The sequence below is a fragment of the Streptomyces sp. NPDC046870 genome, from assembly GCF_040704595.1.
Lineage (GTDB): Bacteria > Actinomycetota > Actinomycetes > Streptomycetales > Streptomycetaceae > Streptomyces > Streptomyces argyrophylli.
In genome coordinates this window covers 37,106-52,052 of the sequence record NZ_JBEYXM010000006.1, presented here as the reverse complement: position 1 = coordinate 52,052, position 14,947 = coordinate 37,106, and the positions used below count along the sequence as shown (strand labels likewise).

Annotated in this window: 13 protein-coding genes; 7 read left to right on the top strand and 6 right to left on the bottom strand. The window is 72.0% G+C overall.

Going from position 1 to position 14,947, the window contains the following annotated elements:
- Positions 1 to 2 precede the first annotated feature (2 nt).
- Positions 3 to 416 (top strand): hypothetical protein, encoded by a 414-nt coding sequence (locus AB0946_RS15655; RefSeq protein WP_366761149.1) that lies wholly within the window; start codon positions 3 to 5, stop codon positions 414 to 416.
- 138 nt (positions 417 to 554) lie between these two features.
- On the opposite strand, the gene AB0946_RS15650 is transcribed toward AB0946_RS15655, so the two are convergent.
- Entirely contained in the window at positions 555 to 1,715 is a 1,161-nt protein-coding gene (locus tag AB0946_RS15650) for a DUF5685 family protein (protein ID WP_366761148.1), read from the bottom strand.
- A gap of 266 nt (positions 1,716 to 1,981) precedes the next feature.
- Between AB0946_RS15650 and AB0946_RS15645 the strand changes: the two genes are divergently transcribed.
- A complete protein-coding gene (locus tag AB0946_RS15645; RefSeq protein WP_103812297.1) occupies positions 1,982 to 2,419 on the top strand; it encodes a cell division protein SepF in 438 nt (145 codons plus the stop codon).
- A gap of 39 nt (positions 2,420 to 2,458) precedes the next feature.
- Here the strand turns inward: AB0946_RS15645 and AB0946_RS15640 are convergent, their stop codons facing one another.
- Complete coding sequence (locus AB0946_RS15640; protein ID WP_366761146.1) at positions 2,459 to 3,649, bottom strand: acyl-CoA dehydrogenase family protein; 1,191 nt, start codon at positions 3,647 to 3,649, stop codon at positions 2,459 to 2,461.
- A 112-nt stretch (positions 3,650 to 3,761) separates the two neighbouring features.
- Positions 3,762 to 5,402 (bottom strand): MFS transporter, encoded by a 1,641-nt coding sequence (locus tag AB0946_RS15635; RefSeq protein WP_366761145.1) that lies wholly within the window; start codon positions 5,400 to 5,402, stop codon positions 3,762 to 3,764.
- Between the two features lie 260 nt (positions 5,403 to 5,662).
- On the opposite strand from AB0946_RS15635, the gene AB0946_RS15630 reads away from it, so the two are divergent.
- Positions 5,663 to 6,916 (top strand): glycosyltransferase family 39 protein, encoded by a 1,254-nt coding sequence (locus tag AB0946_RS15630; protein WP_366761144.1) that lies wholly within the window; start codon positions 5,663 to 5,665, stop codon positions 6,914 to 6,916.
- A 237-nt stretch (positions 6,917 to 7,153) separates the two neighbouring features.
- The gene (locus AB0946_RS15625) at positions 7,154 to 8,179 is read left to right on the top strand and encodes a phosphatase PAP2 family protein (RefSeq protein WP_366761143.1); all 1,026 of its coding nucleotides are present in this window, start codon (positions 7,154 to 7,156) and stop codon (positions 8,177 to 8,179) included.
- Positions 8,180 to 8,291: 112 nt separating this feature from the next.
- Here the strand turns inward: AB0946_RS15625 and AB0946_RS15620 are convergent, their stop codons facing one another.
- Entirely contained in the window at positions 8,292 to 8,507 is a 216-nt protein-coding gene (locus tag AB0946_RS15620; protein ID WP_366750651.1) for an I78 family peptidase inhibitor, read from the bottom strand.
- A gap of 455 nt (positions 8,508 to 8,962) precedes the next feature.
- On the opposite strand from AB0946_RS15620, the gene ctaD reads away from it, so the two are divergent.
- Positions 8,963 to 10,654: a cytochrome c oxidase subunit I gene (gene ctaD / locus AB0946_RS15615; protein ID WP_366761142.1), complete on the top strand. Its 1,692-nt coding sequence runs from the start codon at positions 8,963 to 8,965 to the stop codon at positions 10,652 to 10,654.
- A 178-nt stretch (positions 10,655 to 10,832) separates the two neighbouring features.
- Here ctaD and AB0946_RS15610 read toward each other — a convergent pair whose 3' ends face one another.
- Entirely contained in the window at positions 10,833 to 11,528 is a 696-nt protein-coding gene (locus AB0946_RS15610; RefSeq protein WP_366761141.1) for a transglycosylase family protein, read from the bottom strand.
- 543 nt (positions 11,529 to 12,071) lie between these two features.
- Between AB0946_RS15610 and AB0946_RS15605 the strand changes: the two genes are divergently transcribed.
- Together AB0946_RS15605 and AB0946_RS15600 are read left to right on the top strand one after the other, a co-directional pair.
- A complete protein-coding gene (locus AB0946_RS15605; protein WP_366761140.1) occupies positions 12,072 to 12,863 on the top strand; it encodes a hypothetical protein in 792 nt (263 codons plus the stop codon).
- Between the two features lie 55 nt (positions 12,864 to 12,918).
- The gene (locus tag AB0946_RS15600) at positions 12,919 to 13,335 is read left to right on the top strand and encodes a hypothetical protein (protein ID WP_366761138.1); all 417 of its coding nucleotides are present in this window, start codon (positions 12,919 to 12,921) and stop codon (positions 13,333 to 13,335) included.
- A 63-nt stretch (positions 13,336 to 13,398) separates the two neighbouring features.
- On the opposite strand, the gene der is transcribed toward AB0946_RS15600, so the two are convergent.
- Positions 13,399 to 14,892, bottom strand: coding sequence for a ribosome biogenesis GTPase Der (gene der / locus AB0946_RS15595; RefSeq protein ID WP_366761137.1), 1,494 nt, complete (start codon positions 14,890 to 14,892; stop codon positions 13,399 to 13,401).
- Positions 14,893 to 14,947 lie beyond the last annotated feature (55 nt).

Here is a 14,947-nt window from a genome sequence, read left to right as displayed (position 1 = left end):
TGATGGAGTTCGAACTGTTCTGTGACCTGGAGTCACTCGACCTCGCCAGGTCGGGCTCCATCTGGGGTGACGTCTGGATCGAGATCTCCGGTTCGCCCTTCCCGGAGGCGAACTGGAACGACATGCCGGTCGCGTTCCTCGCAGAACTGATCGACGCGCTTTCCTTTGCGCGCCAGGCCGCGGGCAGAAGCACAAGAGTGCGGTTCTTCGACGGTCCTTTCTGGATCGATCTGGTCGGTCGCGGCGATGATTCCGTGAGCGTTTCAGCCAATGCCCACGGCGCAGGCGAAGAGGCAACTGTCAGCGCTCAGGACATGGCCCGATCATTGGCGGCGGTCCGGGAAAAGCTGGTCCGCGCGTGCCTGGAGCGGGGCTGGGCTGAGCAAATGGACGTCCGTCGTCTGCAAAGCCGGTAACAGCCCGTCGACGAGCGCCACAAGCTCGACGAGTGCACCGCGAAGGCCCCGCCAGGCACGTCCTGGCGGGGCCTTCGCCGTGTTACGGCAGCTCGTCGGCGGCTCAATGCCAGCGCCGGTCCGGTCCTGGCCGGCCTCTCAGCAACCGTCGCAAGGGCAGCAGCAGTCGCAGCCGTCACAGCCGTCGCAGGGACAGTCGCAGCCCCGGCAGCAGCCCTCCCGCTTCTTCCGGGACCACGGCCCCTCGTACTCCTCCGCGCAGCACATCCTGCACGTGCAGCACAGCGCGAAGAACATCCCGCAGCCCGCCCAGAAACCGCGCCGTCCCTTGACCGGATCGGGCGGCGGACCGAAGCCGCCGCCGGCGTACGGATTGCCCGGGAGGGGAGCGGCGGGGTCGTAGGACCCCCGCGGCCCCTCGTGCCGACCGGCCGCGCACCCCGGTGCCGCCCCGAAGGCGCGGTCCACCGAGCGGCGCAGTTCGTGGACGAGGAGGAGGTGGACGAGCCGGCCGTCGTGGAACTCGGCGTCCCGCAGGGCGAGCCGGATGCCGTGCAGGGCGTCGTCGGCGAGCCGGCGCGCCTCGGTGAGGGGCGTGCCGGTGGCGGTGAGCGGGTTCCAGGCACCCGACAGGGCGTCGGTCCGCCGGTCCTCCACGGCGTCCAGCAGGTGGGCGAGCCGGCCGAAGAGGCGCCCGGCCTCGGCCAGGGGGCCGGCGTTGTCCGGCCGCCCGGCCAGCAGCGCGGTGTGCGCGAAGGCCGCGGCGGTCGCGGTCTCGGTCGGCTCGGTGACCGTGAGGATCGGGGTGCCGGGACCGGCGAGGGCCTCGACGCCGGGCTGCCGGTCGACGGCGTCGACGAGGACGCCGGCGTCGAAGCCGACCGCCGCCCCGCCGCGCTCCCCGGCCCGGCCCCAGTTCGCCGCGATCCGGCGCGCGGCGGCGGCGACCGGCGCGCGGGCCAGCAGCCCGTCCCGGTCGGTGACGTGGTCGCGCACCTTCGCGGAGGCGAGCACGAGGGAGACGGCGGCGGCGAGCCGGGCGCCGTCACCCTGTGTGACGGACGCGGTCCGCATGCCACGCAGCGCGCACGGTCCGGCCGTGCGGCGGGTACCGCTCAGCGGGCCGGTCTGAGCCTCCGTCAGGACCGATAGGAGAAGCCCGTCGTAATTCGTCACGATCCGCGCGAACTGACCGTGGTCGCGGCGCAGGGCCAGGCACAGCCCGCACAGGTGCGCCGTCCAGTCGGCCCTGAACCGCTCACCGAGCCGGTGGGCGCAGGGCCTGACGATTCCGAACACAACATCCCCCGTACTGTGATACGACGTTGGCGTTCACCCGTACGCACCGTGCATCACCCGTCCGTCGCAGACAATCATATTTCACTCTCAGTCAGCAGCCGTATGAGTCTCGCCCCTTGGGGCACAAGGACTCTCGACGGATCCGCTGTGCACCAGTACCGTCACAAACCCCCCGCGCGGCGTCTATCCACTTGGCGAGGCGTCCGCATCATGGATGACCATAGGGATGCGGAAAGCAAGAGAGACCGCTGTGAGAGGAGGCGTCCATGGGATCGGTACGCAAGGCGAGTGCGTGGCTCGGCCTCGTCGACGACAACGATGACGAGCGCTACTACGACGACGACTACTCCGAGGGCACCGAGTCCGGGGACGCCTGGGTCACCGACCCCCGGGTGAAGGTGGCCACGGACACGGCCGAGGACAAGGGCCGCCGGATCGGCACGGTGACCCCGGACAGCTTCCGGGACGCCCGCGCCATCGGCGAGCTGTTCCGGGACGGCGTCCCGGTCATCATGAACCTCACCAACATGGAGCCCGGCGACGCCAAGCGGGTCGTGGACTTCGCGGCGGGGCTCATCTTCGGTCTGCGCGGCTCGATCGACCGCGTCTCGAACCGGGTGTTCCTGCTCACCCCGGCCGACACCGAGATCATCAGCGGCGAGGCGTCCGCCCACCGCTCGGACGGCTTCTTCAACCAGAGCTGAGGCGGGGCCGCCGCACCGGCCCCGCCCCCGCCCCGGTGCTCACCGGAAGGCGTCGAGCCCGGTGAGCGCCTTGCCCAGTACGAGCTGGTGCATCTCGACGGTGCCCTCGTAGGTGAGCACCGACTCCAGGTTGGTCGCGTGCCGCATCACCGGGTACTCCAGGGAGATCCCGTTGGCCCCGAGGATCGTCCGCGCCGTGCGGCAGATCTCGATGGCCTCGCGGACGTTGTTGAGCTTGCCGAAGCTGACCTGCTCGGGACGCAGGCGGCCGGCGTCCATCCGCCGCCCCAGATGGTGGGCGAGCAGAATCCCCTTGTGCAGTTCCACGGCCATGTCGGCGAGCTTGGCCTGGGTGAGCTGGAAGCCGCCGATGGGCCGCCCGAACTGCTCCCGTGACCGCGCGTAGTCGAGGGCCGCCTCGAAACTGCTGCGGGCGGCGCCCATCGCGCCCCAGACGATGCCGTAGCGGGCGTGGGACAGACAGCTGAGCGGTCCGCGCAGCCCGGTGACCTCCGGCAGCACGGCCGTGGCGGGCAGCCGTACGCCGTCCAGGACGAGTTCGCTGGTGACGGAGGCGCGCAGGGACCACTTGTGCTTGATCTCCGGTGCCGAGAAGCCGGGGCTGTCGGTGGGGACGACGAAACCGCGGATGCCCTCCTCCGTCTGCGCCCAGACGACGGCCACCCCGGCGACCGAGCCGTTGGTGATCCACATCTTGCGGCCGTCGAGCACCCAGTCCTCGCCGTCCCGCTTGGCGCGGGTGCGCATCGAGGCGGGGTCGGAGCCGTGGTCGGGCTCGGTCAGCCCGAAGCAGCCGATCACCTCGCCGGCCGCCATGCGCGGCAGCCACTGGAGCTTCTGCTCCTCGCTGCCGAACCGGTGGATGGCGTACATCGCGAGGGAGCCCTGCACGGAGACCAGCGACCGGATGCCCGAGTCGGCCGCCTCCAGTTCGAGGCAGGCCAGGCCGTACTGGACAGCGCTCGCGCCCGCGCAGCCGTAGCCGCTGAGGGACATGCCGAGGGCGCCGATCGAGCCGAGTTCCCGGGCGAGGTCCCGGATGCCGGGCAGTTCACCCTTCTCGTACCAGTCGGCGACGTACGGCAGCACACGGTCGGCCGCCCAGGTGCGGACGGTGTCCCGGACGGCCAGGTCCTCCGGCTCCAGCAGGTCGTCGATCCCGAGCGGGTCGGCGGCATCGAACGGGGGCAGCTTCGCGGACGCGGACATGGAACACCCTCCGGAACACGGGACGCCACACGGGACGTCGGCAAAACTAGCAACGCTAGTTACGGCTCTCCGGCCGACGTTACGGCGCGGTGTCCCGCACGTCCAGAGGAGGTCAGGCGGTGACCCGCGGCTTCCCGGCCGCGGCCTCGGCCTCGCGCGGCGACGGCAGCGCGCGCTCGCCGCCCGCCGGTTCACCGCCCGCCGGCTCCTCACCGCACTGCATGAGCCACGGCAGCCGCAGGGCCATCACGGCTCCCAGCAGCAACAGACCGGCGCTCACCAGCAGCGTCACATGCAGCCCGTGCACGAAGGACTCGCGCGCGGCGCGGCGCAGCGCGGCCCCGGCCGTACCGCCGAGCCGTCCGGAGACCTCGTACGCCTCGCCGAGCGAGTGACCCGCCGCGTCCGAGGCGGGCCGGGGCACGCCCGGCACCGACCGCAGCCCCGGCGCGTAGGCCGCGTTCATCACGCTGCCCAGCAGCGCGATGCCGATACCGGCCCCGAGCTGGTACGACGTCTCGCCGATGGCCGCCGCGCCGCCGGCCTGGTCGGCCGGGGCCTCGCTGAGCATCGACTCGTAGGCCCCGAAGAGCGTGGTCTCCAGGCCGAAGCCCAGCAGCACGAAACCGGCCAGCAGCAGGGTCGGGTCGTCGGTGCCGCCCATGCCCGTCAGCGTCAGCACCGCCGCGGCCGTCAGGCAGAAGCCGAAGCACACCATGCGGCGCGGACCGAAGCGGCGCAGCATGCGCGCGCCCGCGAGGCCGGCCGCCATCGCGGCGAGCGTGAGGGGCAGCAGTCGCAGGCCGGTCTGCAGCGGGGACAGGCCGAGCACCAGTTGCAGGTACTGGGCGGCGATCAGCTCCAGGCCGACCAGCGCGAGCATGGCCAGCACGATGCAGCCCACCGAGGTGCTGAACGCCGGCCGGCGGAACATGCGCAGGTCCACCAGCGGATGCGCGAGCCGCCGCTGGCGCCGTACGAAGAGGACGAGGAGAGCGGCGCCGGTCAGCAGCGGCAGCACGGTGAGGGGGCTCGCGACCGCCTCGGCGCCGCCGAGCCGCTTCACGCCGAAGACCACGCCGAACAGCCCGGCCGCCGCCATCAGCGCGCCGGTCACGTCCCAGGGGCCCTCGCCGTCGCCCCGGGATTCGGGCAGCAGCACCCGGCCCACCGGCAGGCTCACCAGCATCAGCGGGATGTTGACCAGGAAGACCGCGCCCCACCAGAAGTGCTCCAGCAGGAAGCCGCCGAGCAGCGGCCCGACCGCCGCGCCGACCGCCGCGACCGCGCTCCAGACCCCGATGGCGAGGGCACGCTCGCGCCGGTCGGGGAAGACCTGGCGCAGGATCGACAGGGTGGCCGGCATGATCATGGCGCCGCCGACGCCGAGCAGCGCGCGGGCCACGATGAGCATCTCGGCGGTCGGCGCGAACGCGGCCACGGCGGAGGCGACCCCGAAGAGGGCGTAGCCGAGCAGCAGGACGCGTCTGCGGCCGACCCGGTCGCCGAGGGTGCCGAAGAGGATCAGCAGCGAGGCGCAGACCAGCGGATAGACGTCGACGATCCAGAGCAGTTCGATGGCGCCGGGCTTGAGGTCCTCGGTGACGGCGGGGACCGCCACGTGCAGCACGGTCGCGTCGAGCGCGACGAGCAGCAGGCTGACGCAGAGCACGACGAGGACGACCCAGCGGTTGGCACCTGCCCCGGGCACCCGACGGCGCGGCCGTACGGCGGCCGTGGTCGTCCCGGACATGTACGTACCTCCCAGATGCTCCCTCGTGCGGGGCGGACCGACGGGGTGGGGACCCCCTGTCGTACGGCCGGAGAGGAGCGGTGTCTCCGGCCCGCGCTTACCCACGCGGGTGACTCGTCACAGTACGCGAGTCCGCCGCGCGGTCACGTGGCGGACCTCTCACCCACCGGAGGGAACCCGTGTGGCGTACGCCACGTCGGACCCTCTTGACCCCGACCCGGCGGGAGGTCCGGTGGAGCGCGCGGTCGATAATCGAGCCCGTGACCGATCTCGCGACGCGCGTGGCCCCGACCCGCGCCCCTCTCCCGCGCCGGGCCGTTCGGGCCCTCCTGGGCTATGCGGCGGTCCGCGCCCTGGGTCTTGTGGTGCTGGCGGTGTGGAGCGCCGCGCGCGGCAAGAACGCGTTCACCTTGCTGACCGCGCGCTGGGACTCGCTCTGGTACACGCGGGTCGCCGAGCTGGGGTACGGCTACGAGGTCCGGCTGCCGAACGGGGACGTCCACTCCAACCTCGCGTTCTTCCCGCTGCTGCCCTGGCTGGAACGGCTGCTGCACACGGTCACCCCGCTGTCGTACGCGGGGGCCGGGTTCGCGGTGAGTCTGGTGGCCTCGCTCGCCGCGGCGGCCGGGATCTTCGCGGTCGCGGACCGCGTGTACGGCCCCCGGGTCGGGGTGTGCGCGGTGCTGCTGTGGGCGGTGCTGCCGGTCGGGATCGTGCAGTCGATGGCGTACAGCGAGTCGCTGTTCACGGCGCTGGCGGCCTGGTCGCTGTACGCGGTGCTGACCGGGCGCTGGGTGGCCGCGGGCACGCTGGCGGCCCTGGCCGGGCTGACCCGGCCGGTGGGGGCGGCGGTCGTCGCCGCCGTGTGGGTGGCGGGCGCGCTCTCGTTCAGGCGGGAGCGCGACGCGTTGGTCTCGTTCGGGCGAGAGCGCGGCACGCGGCACGCGCCGGGCGTGCACGAGGGCGGACACGCGCCCGCGCCCGGACCCGGCGCACTCGTCACCCCGTACGCCCCCGGCCGGCGGCGCGCGCTCGGCATGCTGCTCGCTCCGCTCGGGGCCGCCGGCTACGTCCTCTGGGTCGGCCACCGCACCGGCAAGGGCCCCCTCGGCTATCTGGACGTGCAAGCCGGATGGCGCAACGGCTTCGACGGCGGCTACGCCTTCGCCCGCTTCGTGGCCGACAAGTTCACGTCCGTTCCGTCCGCTCTCGCCGGTCTCGGCCTGATCGCCGGGGTGGCCCTGCTGATCTGGCTGTACGTCACCGGGGTCCGCGCGCGCCAGCCCGTCGAACTGCTGGTCTACACGGGCGTCGTGCTCGCCCTCGCCCTGTGCGCTTCGAGCTACTTCGGCTCCAAGCCGCGGCTGCTGATGCCCGCCTTCCCGCTGCTGCTGCCGCTCGCCCGTGCCCTGGCCCGGCCGCGTACGTCCCGATCGGCCCTGCTCACGGCGGGGTTGGCGGTCGCGGCGGCGGTCTACGGGGCCTTCTGGCTGAACGGCTCCGGGCCGCCGTGACCGGCCGGGCCGTCCGATGACGCCCCGGAGAATTGCGCACCAGGACCGGGTTAACACATTCATAAGCGCCATATAAACAACACCCGGCATGATCAAAGGAATTGGCCCGATCGGACTCACAGGATTGCGGAATCCCGAGAATTGGGGCCGCCCTTGAGAGGTTTCCCACATCACATCGTCATCACAAAGACGCTGTTTCGACCGGGAACACCGCTCACTCGCTGTAACGTCGATTGGGTGCGTACCGAACGAAACCTCACCCGGCGTCTGGACCGGGTGTTCGCCAGACTGGACCGTGAGCCGGAACGACCGGCCCACATCGATGTGCCGAGGATGAGCCGGCACCGGGTCGTTCTGTTCTCCGCGACCCTGGCTTTCTACCTGGCGATCGTGTGGGCCGTCGTGACGACCTCCTGGCTGGTCCGGCTGGACTGGCAGGTCATGTTCTTCCGGCCGTACCAGCAGTGGCCCGAGATCCACGCGTTCCTCGACTACTACGTGGTGCTGGGCCAGCGCGGCCCGACCGCCGTGATGGTCGCGGCCTGGCTCGGCTGGCGCTCCTGGCGGCAGCACACCCTCCGCCCGCTGCTCACCCTGGCCACCTCGCTGCTCCTGCTGAACATCACGGTCGGCGCCGCCAAGCTCGGCATGGGGCGGCTCGGTCCGCACTACGCGACCGTGATCGGCTCGAACGAGATGGGCCTGGGCGGCGATATATTCCCCAGCGGCCACACCGCCAACGCGGTGGTGACCTGGGGAATCCTGGCGTATCTGGCCTCCACCCCGACGGCGCGCCGCTGGCTGTCGGCCCTCTCCGCGGTCACCTCGCTCGGCGTCGGCCTCACCACCGTCTACCTCGGTACGCACTGGCTGAGCGACGTGCTGCTGGGCTGGGCCGCCGGTCTGCTGATCCTGCTCGCCCTGCCCTGGTTCGAGCCGCTGATCGCCAGGGCCGAGCTGGGGCTCTTCGACCTGCGCGACCGCTGGCGTGCCCGCCGCGGCCTGCCCGCGCCCGGACCGGCCGTGCCGGTCACGCCGGTGCCGTTCAGGCCGCGCGACCTGCCGGCCGAACAGCCGGTGCCGGCCCGCGAGCCGGTGGCCTCCACCCGGTCCTCGCGGGGCCTGGCGCACCTCGCGCCGGGGCCGCACACGGCCCGTTCGGAACGCACCCCGGTCACCCCGGCGGGCAGCCGCCGCCCGCCGCACGCCGACCGCCTCCCGCGCGGCACGTCCCAGCCGGCCCGGCCGCTGACGGGCGGCTGACGGGCCGCCACCGGCACGGGGCCCGGTACGCACCACCGCCCCACGCCATGCCGAAGGCCCCGCTCCTGCCGTGGAGCGGGGCCTTCGGGCGTCGGAGGCCGGGAACGGGTCGTCAGCCCTTCCAGGCGCGGGCCACCCGGCCGTCCCGCACCTCGAAGTTCAGCCGTCCGGCCCGGTACTCCATGGTGATGATCGCGCCCGGCGGCAGCGACCGCACCGTCGACCAGCCGCGCTGCCGCGCGAGCCGTTCGGCGTGCGCCGCTTCGAGGCCGACGTACCCGTCCGGGCTGTCCTGGGGCTCCGCTGACGGAGTGGGAATCGGTGCCATGCGGCCACGCTAGGCCGCGACCGGCGGTGACGGAAGCGGGGCACGGACGGGTAAGAGCCGTATCCGGCTCCCGTCACACTTCTGTCACAGCCACTGCGACCCCGTTTCGGCCACGGTCACATCATCGGCTGCGACGGCGGGTCACACGAACGAGGGTTTCCGTTGGGCCCATCGGGGTATTCGAACAGAATTCACGCGTGTCGGAGGGCCGCTCCGAATTACCCGGCGGAAAGTGCCGCAGTGGGGATCGGGGCGGGCCCGGGACCGCGATTCCCCGCAATCCGCGGTGGCGCCACGGCAGCTGACGCCACATGGGAAATTCACGGATTCAGCACACAACCGCCGGACGCGCCCTGTCGGAGCGCGCGCCCGGCGAGCCCCAGGGCGGCAGCTGGCGGGTGCGCGCCGCGGGAGCCGCGGGCGCGGGCGCGACGATGCGAAGGGGCGAGCGAGCGATGCGGACCGAGACGGCAGGGGCGCCGGCGCGGCCGGTGCGCCGGGCCAGGGCCGGCCGGCTGGTGGTGGACTGGCTCACGACCACCGACCACAAGAAGATCGGCCACCTGTACCTGATCACGGGCTTCGGGTTCTTCCTGGCGGGCGGGGTCATGGCGCTGCTGATGCGCGCGGAACTCGCCCGGCCGGGGCTTCAGCTCATGGGCAACAACCAGTACAACCAGTTGTTCACGCTGCACGGCACCATCATGCTGCTGCTGTTCGCGACCCCCAGCTTCGCGGGCTTCGCCAACGAGCTGATGCCGTTGCAGATCGGCTCCCCGGACGTGGCCTTCCCCCGGCTGAACATGCTGTCGTACTGGCTCTTCGCGTTCGGCGGGCTCATCGTGCTCGGCTCGCTGCTGGTGCCCACCGGGCCGGCCGCCTTCGGCTGGTTCGCCTACGCGCCGCTCAACGACGCCCGGCACTCCCCCGGCGTCGGACCGGACCTGTGGATCATGGGCCTGGCGCTGGCCGGCTTCGGGACGATCCTCGGCGCGGTCAACTTCCTCGCCACCATCATCGGGATGCGCGCGCCGGGCATGACGATGTTCCGGCTGCCGATCTTCACCTGGAACACGCTCTTCACGTCGATCATGATCCTGATGGCGTTCCCGGTGCTGGCGGCGGCGCTGCTTGTGCTGGAGTCGGACCGGCGGTTCGGCTCGCAGGTGTTCCAGGCGCCGAACGGCGGGGCGCTGCTGTGGCAGCACCTGTTCTGGTTCTTCGGGCACCCCGAGGTGTACATCATCGCGCTGCCGTTCTTCGGGATCATCACGGAGATCATCCCGGTGTTCAGCCGGAAGCCGATCTTCGGCTATCTGACACTGGTCGGCGCGACGATGGCGATCACCGGGCTGTCCATGGTGGTGTGGGCGCACCACATGTTCGCCACGGGCGCGGTGCTGCTGCCGTTCTTCTCCTTCATGTCGTTCCTGATCGCGGTGCCGACGGGGGTGAAGTTCTTCAACTGGACCGGCACGATGATCAAGGGTTCGCTGTCCTTCGAGACGCCGATGCTGTGGGCGATGGGCTTCCTGGCCACGTTCCTGCTCGGCGGGCTGACCGGGGTGATCCTGGCGTCCCCGCCGATGGACTTCCACGTGACGGACTCGTACTTCGTCGTCGCCCACTTCCACTACGTGGTCTTCGGCACGGTCGTCTTCGCGGTCTTCGGCGGCTTCTACTTCTGGTGGCCGAAGTTCACCGGCAAGATGCTGGACGAGCGGCTGGGGAAGATCCAGTTCTGGACCTTGTTCGTGGGCTTCCACGCCACGTTCCTGGTGCAGCACTGGCTGGGCGCCGGGGGGATGCCCCGCCGGTACGCCGACTACCTGGCCGCCGACGGGTTCACCACGCTCAACACGGTGTCGACCATCGGTTCCTTCCTGCTGGGCCTGTCGACGCTGCCGTTCCTCTACAACGTCTGGAAGACCGCCGTGTACGGGGAGAGGGTGGACACCGACGACCCCTGGGGCTACGGCCGGTCGCTGGAGTGGGCCACGTCCTGCCCGCCGCCCCGGCACAACTTCGTCACCCTGCCCCGGATCCGCTCGGAGTCCCCGGCGTTCGACCTGCACCACCCGGAGTACGCGGCCCAGGCCCCGCAGCCCGAGCCAAAGCGCCATCAAGCCCGTCCCGAAGCCTCCTGACGGCGCCGGTTAGCCCGGCCGGCTCGTTCCCTCGAACGGCAGGCCCGGCATCAGCAGGTGAGCAACCATCACGCCGAGGCTCGCCGCAGCGCGGCAGGCACGGGCCCGGGTCTGCCAGGGGACGCGGACAGCCGCTGTCCCCGAGGGAAGCAGCGGCCGTCCGCCTCGCGGGCCGGGCTCAGAGCGCGAGGCGCTGCCCGGGCACGATCAGGTTCGGGTCGTCGCCGATGACGGCCCTGTTGGCGGCGTAGATCCGCTGCCAGGTGGTGCCGTGCCGGGTCGCGATGGTGCTCAGGGTGTCGCCCTGGCGGACGGTGTAGTCACCGTGCGGGGCACCACGGTGGGTGGTGGCCGCGGGGCGTTGTGGCGCCTGTGCCGGGGTGGACCGGGCGGGGGCGGACTTCGTCGTCGCGCCGCTGGTGCGGGCCGCCGTGCCGGAGGAGCCGGTGCGGGCCGCCGCCGGGGCGGCGCCGGAGGCTCCGGCCCGGCCCGAGCAGACCGGCCAGGCGCCCCAGCCCTGGGCCTGCTGGACCCTGGTGGCGACGGCGATCTGCGCGCTCCTGGAGGCCTGGTCGGCCGTCGGGGCGTAGGCGGTCCCGCCGTACGCGCGCCAGGTGCCGGCGGAGAACTGGAGCCCGCCGTAGTAGCCGTTGCCGGTGTTGATGTGCCAGTTGCCGCCGCTCTCGCACTGGGCGATGCGGTCCCACACCCCGTTGTCCGCCGCGGTGGCGTTGCCGGTCGCTGCCAGCAGTCCCAGCGGGGCCAGCAGGGCGGCTCCGGCGAGCGCGGCCGTCGTACGGCCCCTGCGGGCGCCGTCGGAACGGGCGCCGTCGGGACGGGCGGTGCTACGGGTGGTATCGGCACACTCGGACATGTAGTTCCCTCTCCACGAACCCGGGCTCCCCCAAGGCGGAGCGCGGCTCACCGCGTAGGACCGCGGTTCCTCGCGCCCGCCCCGCCCGCCGTGACCGGTGTCGGCGATCCTGCGCTGCCTGGTGCCGGCCGGCGGACGTACCCGAGCGGTGCTCGTTGCACACGGCGGAGGAATGTAAGGAGGACGAGCGGGGGGAATCAACCAACTCGCCGTCGTTCCAGGCCACTTGCCTGTTACCTCGGGTATCGGCGATTTTCGGCCACCCACTACATCCGTTGATTTCCTGATTTGTCGACCACCGGCCGACGCGACCTGTGACCCACTTCACTCCTTCAAGTTCCTTGACGGCGGACGGACTTGACCGTGAGTGTTCGATTCCGCACCGCTGGTGACCGTACGCGGTGGACGGTGCGAACCGGTCGCGCCCGGGGCGTGACCACCACCACAGGACGCCCGTTGTCTTCTTCATGAGCCCGGAACCCCGGGGCTCATCGGCCGGGAGCCACCCGGCCGACCCTGCACCGCATCCCGAGGGAGCCACCCGTGCCGCGCATGCTCGACGTCAGCGACGCCGTACGCGCCGAGATCGGCGACGAAGAAGCCGACCGGCTGCTCGCCGGAGAGAACGCCCCGGGCAGTTACGACTGCACGTCCTGTCGCACCCCGGGCGACTCCGAGCAGGAGCGCACCAGCACCGTTCTGTTCGTCGGCGACGAGACCGCCGTCCTCGCCTTCGCCCACGCCAGCTGTCTGCCCTCGCAGGTCGTCCAGGTGACGGAGGAGCAGCTCCAGGGCGCCGTCCGCTCCATCGGCGCCGTCGGCGGCGACCCGGCCGTCGGTGAGCCGCGCACCTCCGTGCCCGAGCAGGCGGTGCTCGGCGTGACCAGCGGACTCGTCCTGGTCGACGGCGAACTGCACCCCGCGCTCGTCGTCGAGCCGACCTCGCCGATCGTCCGTCCGGGCACCACCGGCACGGGCGACGACTTCCTGCCGCTGCTCATCGAGCAGGGCTTCATGCCGGTGACCGAGCTGGCGTCCGTCCCGCCGGTGCTGCACGGCTGGTCCGTCCTGCTGGCCGTGGGCCAGCTGCACGCGGTGCTCCAGCCGTCGGCGGCCGGCGGGCAGCCGGTGGCCTGGTGGCAGGCGCACCAGCCGCTCCAGGTGACCGACAGCTGGCGGGCCGCCGCGAACAAGCACCAGCAGGTGCTGATGTTCGCCGCGCCGGTCGGGTCCATCGGGCGCCAGCCGCGGGAGGACCTGCTGCGGGACGCGCTGGACAGGGCCGCCGCGGGCGGCCGGCTGGTCGCCGCCGCGCTTCCCCTCGCGGGCACCTGAGCCCCGGTGGGCCGGCCGGCCGCATCTCTTTCCGGTTACGGTCGTTTGGACATACGTGCACGCATACGACACTCCTCCCCGCCGGTCCTTCTCCTCCGTGCCGTCCGCCCGGTCGGCGCACGAGCCGTCCGGCGGGTCCTCGGCCACGCCGATCTACGACTCGCTCTACGCGGAGTGGGTCAGGACCTTCCGCACGCTGCCGGGGGACCGCAGCGGTGAGGAGGAGCTCGGGTTCAGCGCCTTCGGGGACCTCCCGGACGGTTCGGGCACGTACGGCGGGCACGGCGGGCACGGCGGGCACCGGGCGGGGTCGTTCAGCAGCTCCTACAGCGCCTACAGCGCGGGGGCCTACAGCGCCCGGCAGCAGTCGCAGTGGCAGCGGGTCGGCACGCTGGGCCGGCAGCACGAGACGGGGATGCACCACGTGCCGGCCGCGGCCGCCCTGCCGCCGGGGCCGCGCCGGGGTGCGTGACGGGCACACGGACGAGGAGGGCGGCCCTGGAACACCAGGGCCGCCCTCCTCGCCGTACCGCCGTTACTTCTTCTTCGCGCCGCGCTTCTCGCGCACCCGTACCGAGATGTGGATCGGGGTGCCCTCGAAGCCGAACTCCTCGCGCAGGCGGCGCTCGATGAAGCGCCGGTAGCCCGCCTCGATGAAGCCGGAGGCGAAGAGCACGAACCGCGGCGGCTTGGTGCCGGCCTGGGTGCCGAACAGGATGCGCGGCTGCTTGCCGCCCCGGACGGGGTGCGGGTGGGCCGCGACCAGCTCGCCGAGGAATGCGTTCAGCCGGCCCGTGGGCACGCGCGTCTCCCAGCCGGCCAGCGCCGTCTCGATCGCCGGGACCAGCTTCTCCATGTGCCGGCCGGTGCGCGCCGAGACGTTGACCCGGGGCGCCCAGGCGACCTGGCCCAGCTCGGTCTCGATCTCCCGCTCCAGGTAGTAGCGGCGCTCCTCGTCCAGCGTGTCCCACTTGTTGAGGGCGATGACCATCGCGCGGCCCGCCTCGACCGCCATGCTGATGATCCGCTGGTCCTGCACGGAGATGGACTCGGAGGCGTCGATCAGCACGACGGCGACCTCGGCCTTCTCCACGGCGGCGGCCGTGCGCAGCGAGGCGTAGTAGTCGGCGCCCTGCTGGAGGTGGACCCGCTTGCGGATACCGGCGGTGTCCACGAACTTCCAGGTCTTGCCGCCGAGTTCGATGATCTCGTCCACCGGGTCGCGGGTGGTGCCCGCCAGCTCGTTGACGACGACGCGTTCCTCGCCGGCCACCTTGTTCAGCAGCGAGGACTTGCCGACGTTGGGGCGGCCGATCAGGGCCACGCGCCGGGGGCCGCCGATCGCGGTGCCGAAGGACTGCTCGGGCGCGTCCGGCAGCACCTCGAGGACGGCGTCGAGCATGTCGCCCGTGCCGCGGCCGTGCAGGGCCGAGACCGGGTGCGGCTCGCCGAGGCCCAGGTTCCACAGGTAGGCCGCGTCGGCCTCGCCGCTCGGGCCGTCGACCTTGTTGGCGCACAGCACGACCGGCTTGCCGGCCTTGCGCAGCAGCCGGACGACCGCCTCGTCGGTGTCGGTCGCGCCGACCTTGGCGTCGACCACGAAGACGACCGCGTCGGCCGCCTCGATCGCGTACTCGGCCTGGGCGGCCACGGAGGCGTCGATGCCGAGGACGTCCTGCTCCCAGCCGCCGGTGTCGACGACCTTGAAGCGGCGGCCGGCCCACTCGGCCTCGTAGGTGACGCGGTCGCGGGTGACACCCGGCCGGTCCTCCACGACCGCCTCACGGCGGCCGATCATCCGGTTCACCAGTGTCGACTTGCCGACATTGGGACGGCCGACGACGGCGAGCACGGGCAGCGGACCGTGGCCCGCCGCCTCGATGGCGCCCTCGACGTCCTCGATGTCGAAGCCCTCATCCGCGGCGAGCTCCATGAACTGCGCGTACTCGGCGTCGCCGAGAGCCCCGTGCTCGTACTCGTGCGCGTTGTCGTACACGTCCGAGCCGTCGGGCTGGATGTCGTCGTTCATGAAGTCCGTACCTCGTTCGTTCGTGGTGATCGGTGGACCGCTGTCCAGCGGCTGA

Coding starts and splice junctions, on each gene's coding strand:
- der (WP_366761137.1), bottom strand. CDS start 14,892: ATGAACGACGACATCCAGCCCGACGGCTCGGACGTGTACGACAACGCG.
- AB0946_RS15620 (WP_366750651.1), bottom strand. CDS start 8,507: ATGGCACCGATTCCCACTCCGTCAGCGGAGCCCCAGGACAGCCCGGAC.
- AB0946_RS15645 (WP_103812297.1), top strand. CDS start 1,982: ATGGGATCGGTACGCAAGGCGAGTGCGTGGCTCGGCCTCGTCGACGAC.
- AB0946_RS15640 (WP_366761146.1), bottom strand. CDS start 3,649: ATGTCCGCGTCCGCGAAGCTGCCCCCGTTCGATGCCGCCGACCCGCTC.
- AB0946_RS15635 (WP_366761145.1), bottom strand. CDS start 5,402: ATGTCCGGGACGACCACGGCCGCCGTACGGCCGCGCCGTCGGGTGCCC.
- ctaD (WP_366761142.1), top strand. CDS start 8,963: ATGCGGACCGAGACGGCAGGGGCGCCGGCGCGGCCGGTGCGCCGGGCC.
- AB0946_RS15610 (WP_366761141.1), bottom strand. CDS start 11,528: ATGTCCGAGTGTGCCGATACCACCCGTAGCACCGCCCGTCCCGACGGC.
- AB0946_RS15655 (WP_366761149.1), top strand. CDS start 3: ATGGAGTTCGAACTGTTCTGTGACCTGGAGTCACTCGACCTCGCCAGG.